The sequence below is a fragment of the Olleya namhaensis genome (genome assembly GCF_900114005.1).
Taxonomy (GTDB): domain Bacteria; phylum Bacteroidota; class Bacteroidia; order Flavobacteriales; family Flavobacteriaceae; genus Olleya; species Olleya namhaensis.
This window is the reverse complement of sequence record NZ_FORM01000001.1, coordinates 164344-179486: the sequence shown is the minus strand read 5'-3', so window position 1 is coordinate 179486 and position 15143 is coordinate 164344. Positions and strand designations below refer to the sequence as shown.

General features: G+C 35.6%; 16 protein-coding genes. 9 read left to right on the top strand and 7 right to left on the bottom strand.

Annotation, left to right across the window (positions count from 1 at the left end; all coding sequences use genetic code 11):
• Positions 1-74 precede the first annotated feature (74 nt).
• Positions 75-839, bottom strand: coding sequence for a T9SS type A sorting domain-containing protein (locus tag BMZ09_RS00740; protein WP_090836605.1), 765 nt, complete (start codon positions 837-839; stop codon positions 75-77).
• A 279-nt stretch (positions 840-1118) separates the two neighbouring features.
• On the opposite strand from BMZ09_RS00740, the gene BMZ09_RS00735 reads away from it, so the two are divergent.
• On the top strand, positions 1119-1802 hold the full coding sequence (locus BMZ09_RS00735; protein WP_090836603.1) for a response regulator transcription factor: 684 nt from the start codon (positions 1119-1121) through the stop codon (positions 1800-1802).
• A 74-nt stretch (positions 1803-1876) separates the two neighbouring features.
• Positions 1877-2851, top strand: coding sequence for a sensor histidine kinase (locus tag BMZ09_RS00730; RefSeq protein ID WP_090836602.1), 975 nt, complete (start codon positions 1877-1879; stop codon positions 2849-2851).
• On the opposite strand, the gene BMZ09_RS00725 is transcribed toward BMZ09_RS00730, so the two are convergent.
• Positions 2820-3935, bottom strand: a complete 1116-nt coding sequence (locus tag BMZ09_RS00725; RefSeq protein ID WP_245741067.1) for a glycosyltransferase — start codon at positions 3933-3935, stop codon at positions 2820-2822. The two genes, BMZ09_RS00730 and BMZ09_RS00725, sit on opposite strands and share 32 nt — an antisense overlap.
• 126 nt (positions 3936-4061) lie before the next feature.
• Here BMZ09_RS00725 and trmB point away from each other — a divergent pair, with 126 nt between their 5' ends.
• The 7 genes from trmB (at position 4062) to BMZ09_RS00685 (ending at position 9600) form a co-directional block, all read left to right on the top strand.
• Positions 4062-4736: a tRNA (guanosine(46)-N7)-methyltransferase TrmB gene (gene trmB / locus BMZ09_RS00720; protein WP_090836600.1), complete on the top strand. Its 675-nt coding sequence runs from the start codon at positions 4062-4064 to the stop codon at positions 4734-4736.
• A 3-nt stretch (positions 4737-4739) separates the two neighbouring features.
• Positions 4740-5369, top strand: a complete 630-nt coding sequence (locus BMZ09_RS00715) for a LysE family translocator (protein ID WP_090836598.1) — start codon at positions 4740-4742, stop codon at positions 5367-5369.
• A gap of 4 nt (positions 5370-5373) precedes the next feature.
• Positions 5374-5709, top strand: coding sequence for an MGMT family protein (locus tag BMZ09_RS00710; protein WP_090836596.1), 336 nt, complete (start codon positions 5374-5376; stop codon positions 5707-5709).
• 266 nt (positions 5710-5975) lie between these two features.
• A complete protein-coding gene (locus tag BMZ09_RS00705; RefSeq protein ID WP_090836594.1) occupies positions 5976-7115 on the top strand; it encodes an Mrp/NBP35 family ATP-binding protein in 1140 nt (379 codons plus the stop codon).
• Positions 7116-7352 carry a NifU family protein gene (locus BMZ09_RS00700; protein ID WP_090836593.1) on the top strand — a complete coding sequence of 79 codons (237 nt, stop codon included), beginning with the start codon at positions 7116-7118 and terminating at the stop codon, positions 7350-7352.
• Positions 7353-7592: 240 nt separating this feature from the next.
• Positions 7593-8645, top strand: a complete 1053-nt coding sequence (locus BMZ09_RS00695; RefSeq protein ID WP_090836591.1) for an NAD(P)/FAD-dependent oxidoreductase — start codon at positions 7593-7595, stop codon at positions 8643-8645.
• A 622-nt stretch (positions 8646-9267) separates the two neighbouring features.
• Positions 9268-9600: a 2Fe-2S iron-sulfur cluster-binding family protein gene (locus tag BMZ09_RS00685; protein WP_090836587.1), complete on the top strand. Its 333-nt coding sequence runs from the start codon at positions 9268-9270 to the stop codon at positions 9598-9600.
• Between the two features lie 149 nt (positions 9601-9749).
• Here BMZ09_RS00685 and BMZ09_RS00680 read toward each other — a convergent pair whose 3' ends face one another.
• From BMZ09_RS00680 to BMZ09_RS00660, 5 genes are all read right to left on the bottom strand, one after another.
• Positions 9750-10646 (bottom strand): metallophosphoesterase family protein, encoded by an 897-nt coding sequence (locus BMZ09_RS00680; RefSeq protein WP_090836585.1) that lies wholly within the window; start codon positions 10644-10646, stop codon positions 9750-9752.
• Between the two features lie 71 nt (positions 10647-10717).
• Positions 10718-11896, bottom strand: coding sequence for an acyl-CoA dehydrogenase family protein (locus tag BMZ09_RS00675; protein WP_090836583.1), 1179 nt, complete (start codon positions 11894-11896; stop codon positions 10718-10720).
• Between the two features lie 324 nt (positions 11897-12220).
• On the bottom strand, positions 12221-12934 hold the full coding sequence (locus tag BMZ09_RS00670; RefSeq protein WP_090836581.1) for a tRNA1(Val) (adenine(37)-N6)-methyltransferase: 714 nt from the start codon (positions 12932-12934) through the stop codon (positions 12221-12223).
• A gap of 1079 nt (positions 12935-14013) precedes the next feature.
• On the bottom strand, positions 14014-14544 hold the full coding sequence (rimM, locus tag BMZ09_RS00665; protein ID WP_090837364.1) for a ribosome maturation factor RimM: 531 nt from the start codon (positions 14542-14544) through the stop codon (positions 14014-14016).
• 68 nt (positions 14545-14612) lie between these two features.
• Positions 14613-15116: a 30S ribosomal protein S16 gene (locus BMZ09_RS00660; protein WP_090836579.1), complete on the bottom strand. Its 504-nt coding sequence runs from the start codon at positions 15114-15116 to the stop codon at positions 14613-14615.
• Positions 15117-15143 lie beyond the last annotated feature (27 nt).

The following is a 15143-nucleotide window of genomic DNA, read 5'->3' as shown; positions in this document are numbered from 1 at the left end:
ATAAAACACAAAAGTATTGAAAATAAAAAAAGCGTTGCTATTAGCAACGCTTTAAAAATGTTAAGGTTTAATAATTATTGCACCACTAATTTTTTAGTTGTCGTAGATCCGTTTTGTGTTAGTTGTAAAATATAGACACCTGCATTTAAGTCAGACACATCTAATCGGTTAGTTTTTAAAACCGTATTTAAAACTTGTTTTCCTAAAACATCAAAAGCAACAACCGTTGTAGGTTGGCTTGATGCAGTTTTGATAGTTACAAAACCTTGCGTTGTAGGATTCGGAAATATCGCAAATTCTGTAGCTTCAAATCTATCTGTAGATAGTGCTTGTCCAGATGCAGACCAAGTCACATCATCCACAATAACTTGCTTGCTAGTAATGTTTTTAATTTCAATAACAACATCTCCTGTAACGTCAATACCAGTTGCAGTAAAAACATGCTCAGTAAAGTCGTCAAAAGGTGTTGAGGTTCCGTAAGACGTTCCGTTTACAAATAATTCCACTTGTCTGTCACCACCACCAGTAAAACCTTTGTAAAGTTTAAAGGTAACAGCGCCAACACCATTAGCTCCTGATTGAGCAGAAATTGCACTGTTGTCAGAAATACGTCTTAACATAATCCCTTTACCGTCAATTCCAGAATTGTTGTTATCTCCGTTCTCATCTCTACATTGGATGTAGTTCCAAGTTACGGCGTCGTCACCCACAAAAGATCCGTCTACATATGACGTTCCTGAGAGACCAAGATTTGTAAAAGTCTCCATTCCCTGTGCCAAAACACTGTTAGCGGACATCATAATTGTTAAAGTAAAAAGTAAAGTGTAAAGTTTTTTCATAGTTGTAATTTAAAAAGTTAGGTACTAAAGATAAGGAGAATTTTGTAGTAATTATCGTTCTTTTGTTTTTTAGACTGTAGTTTTACATTTTAATAACACAGTTATTAAAGCTTTGAAAGTCAGAAGGGTAGTTGGTGCTTGATTTTGAGTAAATTATAATTACTTAAAAATAATAGCTATGTTATGTTAATGTTATTAATCATTTTAAAACTAAAAGTTTTAGTAATAACTTTATCTTTACCGTAACATAACTATAAATTAAATTCAAGTTTCCAGTCTATGAACAAAAAAGACATTAAAATTCTTTTAGTCGATGATGAGCCAGATATTTTAGAAATTATTGGTTATAATTTAACCAATGAAGGCTATCAAGTATCAACTGCTAAAAACGGTTTAGAGGCTGTAAAAAAAGCCAAAAAAGAAAAGCCACAACTTATTATTTTAGATGTTATGATGCCTGAAATGGACGGTATTGAAGCTTGTGAGGCTATCCGTAAACTGCCAGAGCTTAGTAGTACACTAATTACTTTTTTAACTGCTAGAGGAGAGGATTACTCTCAAGTAGCAGGATTTGATGCTGGCGCGGATGATTATATTACAAAACCAATCAAGCCAAAAGTATTAGTTAGTAAAGTAAAGGCACTATTAAGACGTTTAAAATCTGAAGAGCCTGCGGGGTCTTTAATGACTATAGGTAACTTAGTTATTAATAGAGAAGAGTACAAAATTGTTTTAGACGGAACCGAAATTGTGTTACCAAGAAAAGAGTTTGAACTATTATCTTTATTAGCATCAAAACCAGGTAAAGTCTTTAAAAGAGAAGATATTTTAGATCGTGTTTGGGGTAACGAGGTTGTTGTTGGTGGACGTACCATTGATGTGCATATCCGTAAGCTACGCGAAAAAATTGGAGACCAAAGTTTTAAGACAGTCAAAGGTGTTGGCTATAAATTTGTAGAGTAATTTTGAAATTAAAAAAGACGTATAAATTCGCATTAAAAACATCGTTTTTAATCACTGTTTTTTTAACACTACTCATGAGTGTCTTTTTGTATGTGTTTTATGCACTAAACGTTGGGCAGATCTTATTGTTTGCATTTGCCACATTTAGCGTCTCGTTTGTAATTACCCAATTTAGAGTTGAGAAGTTTATCTACAAACGGATTAATAAAATATATAAAGACCTAACATTGTTAGAGTCTGTCAGTTTCAGAAAAAATAGTATCACGACAGACATGGCAACGTTGACGCAGCAAATAGATCAATTTGCTAAAAACAAAAAAATAGAAATCGAAACCCTAACAGTCCGTGAAGAGTACCGTAAAGAATTTATGGGTAATGTCTCGCACGAGCTTAAAACGCCGCTATTTACCGTGCAAGGCTATCTAGAAACCTTGTTGGATGGTGCAATCAATGATCCTAATGTTTCTGGAAAATATTTAGAGCGTGCCAATAAAGGAGTAGAGCGTCTAATTTATATAGTCAAAGATTTAGACATGATAACTAAATTAGAAGTTGGAGACTTAAGTTTAGATGTTGCCCCTTTTGATATTATACAATTAGTGCAAAGTGTTTTTGAGCTATTAGAAATGAAAGCTGCTAAAAAGAAAATCACACTAACGTTTGACATGCATTACAAGCATCCAATAATGGTAGTTGGTGATGCGGAGCGTATACAGCAAGTGCTTACTAATCTAATTGTTAACTCAATTAAGTACGGGCGCGAAAAAGGAACTACGGAAGTAAGCATAGAAAAGCTTATTAAAAACAAGGTTATTGTAAGAGTTACGGATAATGGAGAAGGGATAGAGAAAAAAAATATACCAAGATTGTTCGAGCGTTTTTACAGAGTCGATAAAAGTGGATCACGTAAAGAAGGTGGTTCAGGATTAGGACTTGCAATAGTCAAACATATTGTAGAGGCACACGAAGAAAAAATATACGTAGAAAGCGAAATTAATATCGGTAGTGAGTTCTCTTTTACGCTTGAAAAAGCGAAAACAAGTGTGTAAAATCAATCGTATTTTCAAAACTCTTAAAGCCACTATAATTAGTCACACGATCTAGTTGGTCTAACGTAAAAGCCGATTGACTACAACTAGCAATAGTCCCGTTTTTGTCTAAATAATTAGCTAGATATTCCTGTTCAAACTGTCCCGGAGTTGGTATAAAAAAGGCTTGTTTACCAAGTTTAGCCAAATCCATAATTGTTGTATACCCAGATCTAGAAATAATAAGCTGACTTCTGTTAATTGCATTTTGCAATTCTTCAGTCTGCATAAAATTATAAATAGTAAAAGGCGTTTCGTGCATCACGGTCTGTTCTGCTTCAATTTTACCGCGTACAAAAACAACTTTTCCTTTATAATTAATCAAATCAGACAACAGTTGTTCTTCTAAAAGGGTACGTTGTGGCTCAGGACCAGACAACAAAACCATCAAGTCATATTTCGGCTTTAAAGCCTCTTTTTCTAATCTGCTTAGCGGTCCAATATAATGTAGTTGTAATCCCTTAGGTTTAAAATCATGACCAAGTTTTCCGCTTAAATTCGGTGTGTTTTCAAAGTCAGGAATCCAGCAAGCGTCAAATTTATTTAAATAACGGTCATGAAAAAAAGTGCTTAATGCGGTCGTACTGCCACTCATTACATTCAATTGGTGCGTGATAAAAACGGAAGGCACACGTTTAGAATTCACACCCATCCTATTGTCAGAAATAATCCCTTGGATATCATAATCCAAAATAATTTGATCCACTAACGCATGTTCTTTCCTAATCGCTTTTCTAATTTTTGGTAATTGTAACAGCATGTGCCATTTAAACCACTGTTTAGACTTAGAATATTTAACGTTATATGCAGGCAGCGTTATAAAGGTAAGTTGCTCAAATTCTTTAGACAATAATTGCAACGCTTGACCATCACTAGCAATAACGGGCTCAAAACCATTTGCAATCAAAGCATGTATTATCGGTATGCAACGCGTCGCATGACCAATTCCCCAATTTAAAGGTGCAACAAGAATTCGTTTTTTCATTATAGTAATTTGGGCGTTACCTAAAAAGGTCAGGCTGTCCGTTATATCTTTTTTTGCCATTTATGGCAGCAAAAAAAGGATGCCACTTCCATCCTTAACGCATAAAATATCAAAATCAAAGGTAATCATAAACCTACTTAACTATATTTCCTTAATTTTACGCCAGAAATAACAAATAGTTAAGAAGTGGGTAGCAAGAACAAGCAAAAAAGATTTAGAGAGAACGAAACCTTTGATAATGTGTTTCAACCATCTAGAAGCCAATTAGTAGACGAGGTTTACCAGCATAAAGGAAACTGGAATAAAAACGTGTTTAAAAACAACAATCCTTTAGTCCTAGAATTGGGATGTGGTAAGGGAGAGTACAGTGTTGCTTTAGGTAAAAAATACCCAAACAAAAACTTTATTGGTATTGACATTAAAGGGGCGCGTTTTTGGAGAGGAGCCAAAACAGCAACAGAAGATAAGATGCCAAACGTTGCCTTTATCCGTACTCAAATAGAGTTGGTAGAATCTGTTTTTGCAGAAAACGAAGTTGACGAAATCTGGATTACGTTTCCAGACCCACAAATTAAATATAAGCGTACAAAGCATAGAATGACCAATTCTGCATTTTTAAAACGTTACAAAAACATTTTAAAACCAGATGGTATCATGAATCTAAAAACGGACTCAGAGTTTATGCATGGGTATACCCTTGGATTATTACATGGAGAAGGCCATGAGGTGCTACATGCTAATAACGATGTGTACAGACAAGAAGGAAGTCCGGAAGAAGTAACGGACATTCAAACACATTATGAGAGTATCTATTTAGAGCAAAACAAACCAATTACGTATATTCGGTTTAAAATTAACTAACTATTGAATTTAACAATTACCTTTTTTATTAGCTTATGTATTGCATTAGTCGGCGTTATTCCGCCTGGTCTGCTAAACATGACCGCTGCAAAAATTAGTATAAAAGAAGGGTATAGTCGTGGATTAGTATTTTCGTTAGGCGTTTGCGTTATTGTAATCGTACAAACCTTAATTGCTGTTATTTTTGCGCGTTATTTAAGTAGACACCCAGAAACAGTGCAAATGTTACAAAAAGTAGCATTTGTATTATTTGTAATTATCACCGTTTATTTTTTCCTATTAGCAAAAAAAGAAGCCAAACCACAAAAAGAAGACGAGCGTAAAAGTAAACGTAGTCAGTTTTTTTACGGTATGTTTTTGTCTGCTCTAAACGTGTTTCCTATTCCGTATCAAGCATATATGAGTGTTACATTGGCCAGTTTAGGACTAATCACACTAGACAACTATAATATTACCTCTTATGTGGCAGGAGCAGCAATAGGGACATTTGTAATGTTATATTGCTATGTGTTTTTCTTGAAAAAAATCAAGAACGAAAAACTAAAGTCGCAAAAAAACATGAATTATATTATTGGTTCCATAACAGGTATTATAGCCGTTGTGACGCTAGTAAATATCATAAAAGACTACTAGTAATATGAAACCAGAAACACTTAATTTTTTCGAAAGAGTGTATGAGGTAGCACGTCAAATTCCCCATGGACGTGTCACAAGTTATGGTGCTATTGCTAATTATTTAGGCGCTAATCGTGGTGCTAGAATGGTAGGGTATGCCATGAATGGTTCACACAGTAAAGATGTTCCCGCACATCGCGTAGTAAATCGTAAAGGATTGCTAACCGGAAAACATCATTTTGATGGGACCAATCTAATGCAACAATTATTAGAGAGCGAAGGTATTGAGGTTATCGATAACCAAATACAAAACTTAGAGACTCACTTTTGGAATCCTTCAGAGTTGCTTTCGGAATAATCTGCCCGTATCTACTGTTCTTAAAAGGGTTGGGTAAAACTCAAAAATGCTAAACTTAGCAAGCTAGTAATCCCAAACCACCATCATAAATTGTAACTATCACACCATAAAAAACAACAAACCTAGTGCTTCATTCTTCAAGCTTTATGTAGTATCTTTGCACTTTAGAATCATTCTGAATTAGTTATTTATTATCAAGAGTTGGTTTTGAGAATGCGACAACAGTCCAAGTTCTCCTTTCTAATCTCTTTTTTTCTAGCAAAAAAATGAAATTAAACAAGCAAGACATACTTAAAGCCTTAGAAACCATAACCGTTCCTGGAGAAGGACAAAACATGGTAGAAAGCGGAGCAATAACAAACGTTGTCACTTTTGCAGACGAGGTTATTGTAGACATTACAATAAAAAACCCAGCACTTCAAGCACGTAAAAAGACGGAAGTAGAAATTCTACAAGCCATCCATAAAAACGTGTACGAAAAAGCTAAGATTAAAATTAACGTTACGGTAGATGCACCAGAAAAGTCAGCACCTAATGTAATCAAAGGAAAACACATTCCGGGTATCAAAAATATTGTAGCTGTAGCCTCAGGAAAAGGAGGTGTAGGTAAATCTACAGTAACAGCAAACCTTGCAGTAACATTAGCCCAAATGGGCTTTAAAGTTGGTGTTTTAGATGCTGATATTTACGGACCATCAATGCCAATTATGTTTGATGTGGCGTCAGAGCGTCCATTATCAACAACAGTAGACGGTAAATCAAAAATGAAACCTGTAGAAAACTACGGGGTTAAAATATTATCTATCGGGTTTTTTACAAAACCAGATCAAGCAGTCGTTTGGAGAGGGCCAATGGCAGCCAAAGCATTAAATCAAATGATTTTTGATGCTGCTTGGGGTGAGTTAGATTTTCTATTATTGGACTTACCTCCTGGAACCGGAGACATCCATTTAAGTATCATGCAATCTCTACCAATCACCGGAGCAGTAATTGTAAGTACACCACAAACAGTAGCTTTGGCAGATGCTAAAAAAGGAGTTGCAATGTTCCAACAAGACAGTATTAACGTACCCGTTTTAGGAATTATAGAAAACATGGCTTACTTTACACCAGCAGAATTGCCAGATAACAAATATTATATCTTTGGTAAAGAAGGTGCAAAACACTTAGCAGAAGACTTACAAGTACCATTGTTAGGAGAGTTACCATTAGTACAAAGTATTCGTGAGGCAGGAGATGTTGGTCGTCCAGCAGCAATGCAAACCGGAACACCATTAGAAAAAGCGTTCGAAAAAATTACGCAAAACGTAGTGCAGCAAGTTGTGGACAGAAACGATAATTTACCAGCTACCGAAGCTATCAAAATAACCACTATGGCAGGATGTTCTGCAGTTAATAAAAAATAAATGACAACAGAAGAGCTAAGACTAAACGTAGAAAAAGCACTAGAAGAAATTCGTCCTTTTTTGCAAAACGATGGCGGTGATATCACCCTATTGTCAATAGAAAATAACGAAGTAAAAGTGCAGTTAGAAGGCGCGTGTACCTCATGTAGTGTCAACCAAATGACCTTAAAGTCAGGCGTAGAAATGACCATCAAAAAGTACGCACCACAAATAGAGCGTGTCATTAACGTAGGGTAAAAAATAGTTTGGGCGGTACCACAAGGATCGGCTGCTTACTAATCGCAATCTGCGAGGTGTTCAAGCAGTAAATTTGTACGCAACGTAGTCGAAGTATTCCACCTCTAACGCAGGAGTAAAAGCTAACAAAAGTCATAAAATTAGACAAACGCTTAGTTTACCTTTGTTAGCGCAAAGCAGTAAGCCATGTTTAAAAAGTCAATAGCCAAAAGCTAAAGACCATTAAGAAAAAGTTACAGAATGATTAAAACAGACATACTAATAATAGGCGCAGGACCAACGGGTCTTTTCGCAGTGTTTGAAGCAGGATTATTAAAACTTAAATGTCATTTAATAGATGCATTACCACAACCAGGTGGGCAATGTTCAGAGATTTATCCAAAAAAACCTATTTATGATATTCCTGCCTATCCAGAAATTCTTGCTGGTGATTTAACCCATAAGTTAATGGAGCAATGCAAGCAATTTGAACCAGGATTTACACTGGGAGAGCGTGCAGAAACCATAGAAAAACAAGAGGACGGCTCATTTATAGTAACCACTAATAAAGGCACACAGCACCAAGCACCAGTAGTAGCAATTGCAGGAGGTTTAGGTAGTTTTGAACCTCGTAAACCAATCATTGAAAATCTAGCAAGTTTTGAAGATAATGGTGTCGAGTATATTATAAAAGAACCTGAGTTTTACAGAGATAAAAAAGTGGTTATTGCAGGTGGAGGAGATTCTGCTTTAGATTGGAGTATCTATCTAAGCGATATCGCATCAGAAGTAACGTTAATACACAGACGTAGCGAGTTTAGAGGGCATTTAGATTCTGTAGAAAAAGTACAAGAACTTAAAAACGCTGGTAAAATTAATCTAATCACACCCGCTGAGGTTGTTGGAGTAGAAGGTAACGGAAAAGTAGAAGCTATTGTTGTAAAGCAAGGTGACGAGACGTTTACAAAACCATGTGATCATTTTGTGCCTCTATTTGGTTTATCGCCAAAATTAGGGCCAATTGCAAACTGGGGATTAGAGATAGAAAAAAATGCCATTAAAGTTAATAATGCTTTAGACTATCAAACTAATATACCAGGGATTTACGCTATTGGAGATGTAAACACTTATCCAGGAAAATTAAAATTGATCCTTTGTGGCTTCCATGAGGCGACATTAATGTGTCAATCAGCCTATCAAATCATTAATCCAGGAAAACGTTACGTATTAAAGTATACAACAGTAAGTGGTGTGGATGGATTTGACGGAACACGTAAAGAAGCACCAAAAGCAGTTGTAAAAGCAATTGATTAAAGTAATGCTAAGATTTTTAAAATCTAAAATATAAAGACTTGGACCTCATAGATTTTAAAATCAGTGAGGTCTTTTTTTATATCAAAAAAGGCATTAAATTTGATATGCAGTAGGTAATATAGTGTAGCAACATCAAATGTCACCCTGAGCGCAGTCGAAGGGTCATTAGCAGTAAAAGATAACAACAAAGTAACATCAAACACAATAACACCCACTACGTCATCCTAAACTAGTTTCAGGATCACACAAGCAAAGCAAAAAAAAGCAAAGTCACCCACAAAGTGAACAATAAAACACAATAGCAACATTAAGTGTCACCCTGAGCGCAGTCGAAGGGTCGTTAATAGTAAAACATAACAACAAAGTAACATCAAACACAATAACACCCACTACGTCATCCTGAACTAGTTTCAGGATCACACAAGCAAAGCAAAAAAAAGCAAAGTCACCCACAAAGTGAACAATAAAACACAATAGCAACATCAAATGTCACCCTGAGCGCAGTCGAAGGGTCATTAACAGTAAAAAACAAGTTGAATAACATTACCCCAAAAAGGTAGCACAACCAAACAACAAACTAAATAAAAGTAAAGCAAACCCAGTCTGCGTAAATAGCAAAAAAATGGAACAAGATATAAATATCAAAATAACAGACAGAGACGGTGTAACACACCAAATAGTAGCGCCAACAGATATGGCTATGAATTTAATGGAGGTCGTACGTAGTTACGAGCTTGCTCCAGAAGGGACTATCGGCATCTGTGGTGGTATGGCTATGTGTGCCTCTTGCCAATGTTATGTATTAAGTGATACGCCATTACCAGAAATGCAAGACGATGAAGAAGCTATGCTTAGCGAAGCGTTTGATGTAAAAGACAATTCAAGATTAGGATGTCAAATCCAAATGACACCAGAAATGGAAGGTTTGGAAGTAGAATTGGCGCCAGAATCATAATTGAAATGTCATTGCGAACGCAGTGAAGTAATCTGTTTCTTATTCAAAGTAACCCGTCATTGCGAACGCAGTGAAGTAATCTGTTTATTGTTAGCTATAATCTAGAAGATTACCAAGCCCTTAGTTCTAGTAATGCTAGTTGTTTTTTACTAACCTTTATAATCCACCAAACGTCTCGGACCTTCCAAAAGCACACGTACAATTTGCAATGTTCCGTCTTCTTTGGTTGCGATTTGCCATTTGATTAAAGAGATAGCGCCATTTTCAATTTCAATACCAGTAATACTTCTTGGGTGGACACAGCTACCATCATTAAAAAAGGCAACATCACCAGGTTCAGGAAAACGTGGTCTGTGGGTATGACCAACAATAGTAATTAGGTTATTATTGGCAGTAATCCAGTTTTTGGTACGACGTTCCACTTTAATAAGTTCGGTGTAATTTTTAGCAGGACTTGTCGGATCGGCAATACCCATAACATTTAAGGGCTTCCAAAGGACACGCACCATAAATCGGCTCCATTTCCAAAAGGTGTAATTCCACCAATCGGCTTGATGTCCATGCGTTAAAAACACCTCTTGATTGGTGTCTTTATGTTTTAAAACAATCGCTTCGTTATAAGTCAAATCTTTAAACAGCTCGACATCCTTGCCTACTTTAGGGTCAAAAAAGGTAGATAGATTTTTCTTGACATACTCTGGGTTTCGGTACACCATATCATGATTACCCCAAATCATATGCAGACGCTTTTTTTTATGAAACTGTTTCATAAGCATATACACGTTTTTATGGGCATTTAATATGGCATTAAATGAGATGTTTTCCCAAAGCTCATCACCATCACCTAGTTCGGCATAATCAAAATCCTTAACATAGTAATGTTTTAAGGCGTGGTAATAGATGTTTCTATTATTAGAAAAATCGTCCGCAAAACTATTATCACCACGATGGCAATCGCTAAATAATATAAACTTAGACGTATCGTCAAACGCAATCACTTTAGCGTGTTTGTAAGCGCGATCTAATTTCTTTTTTCCTGAAAACATATAAGTAAAAATAATATAAAAAAAATGCACATCAAATAGATGTGCATTTTAATAATATCTAATTATAAAAACTATTTAAAAGCATTTAGTCCTGTAACATCTAATCCTGTAATTAGTAAGTGGATGTCATGTGTCCCTTCGTAAGTAACAACACTTTCAAGATTCATCATGTGTCTCATAATACTGTATTCACCACTAATTCCCATTCCACCTAGCATTTGCCTAGCATCTCTGGCAATAGTTAATGCCATATCTACATTATTACGTTTCGCCATAGAAATTTGCGCTGAGGTTGCTGTACCGTTTTCACGCATAACACCAAGTCTCCAAGCTAATAACTGCGCTTTAGTAATTTCGGTAATCATTTCAGCTAGTTTCTTTTGTTGTAATTGAAACTGTCCAATTGGCTTACCAAATTGCATACGTTCTTTACTGTATCTTAACGCCGTATCGTAGCAATCCATTGCAGCGCCTATTGCACCCCAAGCAATACCAAAACGTGCCGAATCTAAGCAGCCTAATGGTGCGCCTAATCCTGATTTGTTAGGTAATAAGTTTTCTTTAGGTACTTTAACATTATCAAAAATAAGCTCGCCTGTAGCAGATGCACGAAGCGACCATTTGTTATGTGTTTCTGGTGTTGTAAACCCTTCCATACCACGCTCTACAATTAAACCGTGAATACGACCTTCTTCATTTTTTGCCCAAACGACAGCAATATTACAAAATGGCGAATTCGAGATCCACATTTTTGCACCATTTAAAAGATAATGATCACCCATATCTTTAAAGTTTGTGGTCATTCCGCTTGGATTACTTCCATGGTCAGGCTCAGTCAAACCAAAACTACCAATCCATTCTCCACTAGCTAATTTTGGTAAATATTTTTGACGTTGTGCCTCGTTACCATATTTCCAGATAGGATACATTACTAAAGACGATTGCACAGAAGCTGTACTGCGGACACCAGAATCGCCACGCTCTATTTCTTGCATGATTAAACCGTAACCAATTTGGTCTAAACCAGCACCACCATATTCTACAGGAATATAAGGTCCAAAAGCACCAATATCTGCTAATCCTTTTACAATTTGTTTCGGGAATTCTGCTTTTTGAGCATATTCTTCTATAATTGGAGAGACGTCACGCTTAACCCATTCACGAGCAGCATCACGTACTAATTTATGTTCTTCAGTTAAAAGTTCGTCAAGATTATAGTAATCTGGAGCTTCAAATAAATCTGGTTTCATTTTAGTCTGTGTTAGAAATAAACTGTTAATGTAGCTTATTGTTCCTAACAAAAATAACGAAATCGTTTGCAGAACGCAATATTATATTAAAAATTAAGGCATTTTTTTACGAATCCTTTTATTTACCTGTAAATAATAACATATTTAGCATTTTAGAACAAAATCCAATAGCAACAAAAAAACCACCCGCATACGTCATCCTGAACTAGTTTCAGGATCCCATCCTAGTCTAAAAAAAAGTAAAAAACAAACCACCAAACCCATAGCAAACCCAATGTCACCCTGAGCGCAGTCGAAGGGTCTTTAAGAAACCACCAAACCCAATTACATTTTAAGATAAAAATCCTGAGTCAAATTTATATAATCTTGAGTGTATTGATGTCTTTCAATTTCGATAACTAAAGTCTCTGTTTTTATGTCGCTTTCGCGGAAAGAAAACGCTAGCAAACTCCTTTTGATTTCCGAAGTATCGGACCCTTTAACGCGCAAGATGTTATTAGGGAATAAGTTAACGCCAGAAGCTAATGTTATAAAGTTAGCTTCTTCCTTAAACGGAATGATTACAGTAAAAACCCCATCTTCTGATAATAATTGTGATACGCTTTCTAGTAAATGATCAAAGGGAAGGGCGTCTGTAAAACGAGCTAAATCACGTTGGGTGTTGTCTGTTTTATAATCCTCAGAATAAAATGGTGGATTAGAGATAATAAGATCGTATTTGTCTTCAATTTCTTCAGCAAACTCAGCTAAATCTGCATGGTAACAAAACAAACGATCTGCCCACGGTGAGGTTTCAAAATTATCTACACATTGCTCATAAGCTTGTTCGTCAATTTCTAAAGCATCTATCACTTGTGCGTGACTACGTTGTGCTAACATTAAAGATAATACACCAGTTCCGGCTCCAATATCTAATACAGAAAAGGGATTGGTATCTAATGGTGTCCACGCGCCAAGCAATACGCTATCGGTACCAATTTTCATGGCACATTGGTCTTGTTGGACGTTAAATTGTTTAAATTGAAAAGGCTTACTCATATTGTGTTATCCTGAATGTGTTGTAGTATCTCATTATTTTTGGTTGCGATACTGAAATAAATTCAGCATGACCAGAGTTATTTTGTAAGCTGCAAATCTATTAAATACTTAGGGTAACTTAAAACTATGAATTTGCTAGTTTATTTCTTTCTAAAAGACTTGCTTATAGCTACGTCATCCTGAACTAGTTTCAGGATCTCATTATTTTTGGATGCGATACTGAAATAAATTCAGCATGACGTGGGTTATTGTTTTAGTTGTAGGTCCATTATTGCTTCAAAAGCATCAATAAATATAGTTTACTACCACTACGTCACCCTGAACTAGTTTCAGGATCTCATTATTTTTGGATGTGATACTGAACTAAATTCAGCATGACGTGAGTTATTGTTTTAGTTGTAGGTTAATTATTGCTTCAAAAGCATTAATAAATATAGTTTACTACCACTACGTCACCCTGAACTAGTTTCAGGATCTCATTATTTTTGGATGCGATACTGAAATAAATTCAGCATGACGTGGGTTTTTGTTTTAGTTGTAGGTCAATTATTGCTTCAAAAGCATCAATAAATATAGTTAACTACCACTACGTTATCCTGAACTAGTTTCAGGATCTCATTATTATTGGGTGTGATACTGAACTAAATTCAGCATGACGTGAGTTGTTGTTTTAGTTGTAGGTCAATTATTGCTTCAAAAGCATTAATAAATATAGTTTACTACCACTACGTCACCCTGAACTAGTTTCAGGATCTCATTATTTTTGAATGTGATACTGAAATGAATTCAGCATGACGTGGGTTATTGTTTTAGTCGTAGGTCAATTATTGCTTCAAAAGCATCAATAAATATAGTTTACTACCACTACGTCATCCTGAACTAGTTTCAGGATCTCATTATTTTTGGGTGTGATACTGAACTAAATTCAGCATGACGTGAGTTGTTGTTTTAGTTGTAGGTCCATTATTGCTTCAAAAGCATCAATAAATATAGTTAACTACCAGTACGTCACCCTGAACTAGTTTCAGGGTCTCATTATTTCTGCGTGTGATACTGAAATGAATTCAGCATAAAAGAAGTTACTCTTCTAAATATAAGTCAATTAATCCTTCAGGCGTATCAACAAAAATAGTTTTGTTTGGCTTATCTACTTTAGAAATAAACTGATCGTTCATTGGGATTAAAATCTGAATACCATCACGATCAATTTCAAATAAAGATTGAGAAGTCATATCATTAACTCCAGTAATGATACCAACATGACCAAAGGTTTTGTCTTCGATTTTAAATCCAATAATTTCATGGAAGTAAAACTTATCATCTGCAAGTTTTGGTAATACTGTTAGTGGTAAATACGTCGCGCTTTTTATTAACGCATCAGCATCACCTTCTGTATCGACGTCCTCAAACTTAACACGTAGTAATTCTGATTTGTGTAATTGAGAACTCTCAATAAAAAATGGGACTAGTGTACCTCTTAGATCTACAAGAATAGAATCTAAGTTTTCGTATAAGTCGGGCTCGTCGGTATCTAGCTTAATAAGTAGCTCGCCTTTAAAGCTATATTTTTTAACAATTTTACCTAAAAAGAAACAGTCTTTAATATCCATAAGAAAAGTTTTTTGCATAAAAAACTCCGATAAAAATTATCGGAGTTTAAAAGTATAAAAAATAATTTTTATTCTTCTTCTTCGTTAGAAGCTTTTGCTTCTTCAGCAGGAGCCTCTTCTACAACTGGAGCGTTAGCTGCAATTCTAGCTTCATTAGCTGCTTTTTCTGCTTCAAAAGCTTTAGTTTTAGCTTCAGCTTCCGCTTTAGATAAACCATCTTTTTTAGCATCTACTTTAGTTGCTTTTTCTTCAAGCCAAGCAGTAAACTTTGCTTCAGCTTGCTCTTCTGTTAAAGCGCCTTTTCTTACTCCTCCTGCTAAATGGTTTTTAAGCATTGCTCCTTTGTAAGACAAAATAGCTTTTGCTGTATCAGTTGGTTGTGCACCATTCTGTAACCATTGTACTGCTCCATCAACATCTAATTCGATAGTTGCAGGGTTTGTGTTTGGATTGTAAGCACCTAATTTTTCTAGGTATTTACCATCTCTTTTCGCTCTAGCATCAGCTGCTACGATCCAGTAATAAGGTTTTCCTTTTTTACCGTGTCTTTGTAATCTAATTTTTACTGGCATATGTAATTAATTTGTGAGGTTCGCGAC

Coding starts and splice junctions, on each gene's coding strand:
- BMZ09_RS00740 (WP_090836605.1), bottom strand. CDS start 839: ATGAAAAAACTTTACACTTTACTTTTTACTTTAACAATTATGATGTCC.
- BMZ09_RS00735 (WP_090836603.1), top strand. CDS start 1,119: ATGAACAAAAAAGACATTAAAATTCTTTTAGTCGATGATGAGCCAGAT.
- BMZ09_RS00730 (WP_090836602.1), top strand. CDS start 1,877: ATGAGTGTCTTTTTGTATGTGTTTTATGCACTAAACGTTGGGCAGATC.
- BMZ09_RS00725 (WP_245741067.1), bottom strand. CDS start 3,935: ATGGCAAAAAAAGATATAACGGACAGCCTGACCTTTTTAGGTAACGCC.
- BMZ09_RS00710 (WP_090836596.1), top strand. CDS start 5,374: ATGAAACCAGAAACACTTAATTTTTTCGAAAGAGTGTATGAGGTAGCA.
- BMZ09_RS00705 (WP_090836594.1), top strand. CDS start 5,976: ATGAAATTAAACAAGCAAGACATACTTAAAGCCTTAGAAACCATAACC.
- BMZ09_RS00700 (WP_090836593.1), top strand. CDS start 7,116: ATGACAACAGAAGAGCTAAGACTAAACGTAGAAAAAGCACTAGAAGAA.
- BMZ09_RS00695 (WP_090836591.1), top strand. CDS start 7,593: ATGATTAAAACAGACATACTAATAATAGGCGCAGGACCAACGGGTCTT.
- BMZ09_RS00685 (WP_090836587.1), top strand. CDS start 9,268: ATGGAACAAGATATAAATATCAAAATAACAGACAGAGACGGTGTAACA.
- BMZ09_RS00680 (WP_090836585.1), bottom strand. CDS start 10,646: ATGTTTTCAGGAAAAAAGAAATTAGATCGCGCTTACAAACACGCTAAA.
- BMZ09_RS00675 (WP_090836583.1), bottom strand. CDS start 11,896: ATGAAACCAGATTTATTTGAAGCTCCAGATTACTATAATCTTGACGAA.
- BMZ09_RS00670 (WP_090836581.1), bottom strand. CDS start 12,934: ATGAGTAAGCCTTTTCAATTTAAACAATTTAACGTCCAACAAGACCAA.
- rimM (WP_090837364.1), bottom strand. CDS start 14,544: ATGGATATTAAAGACTGTTTCTTTTTAGGTAAAATTGTTAAAAAATAT.
- BMZ09_RS00660 (WP_090836579.1), bottom strand. CDS start 15,116: ATGCCAGTAAAAATTAGATTACAAAGACACGGTAAAAAAGGAAAACCT.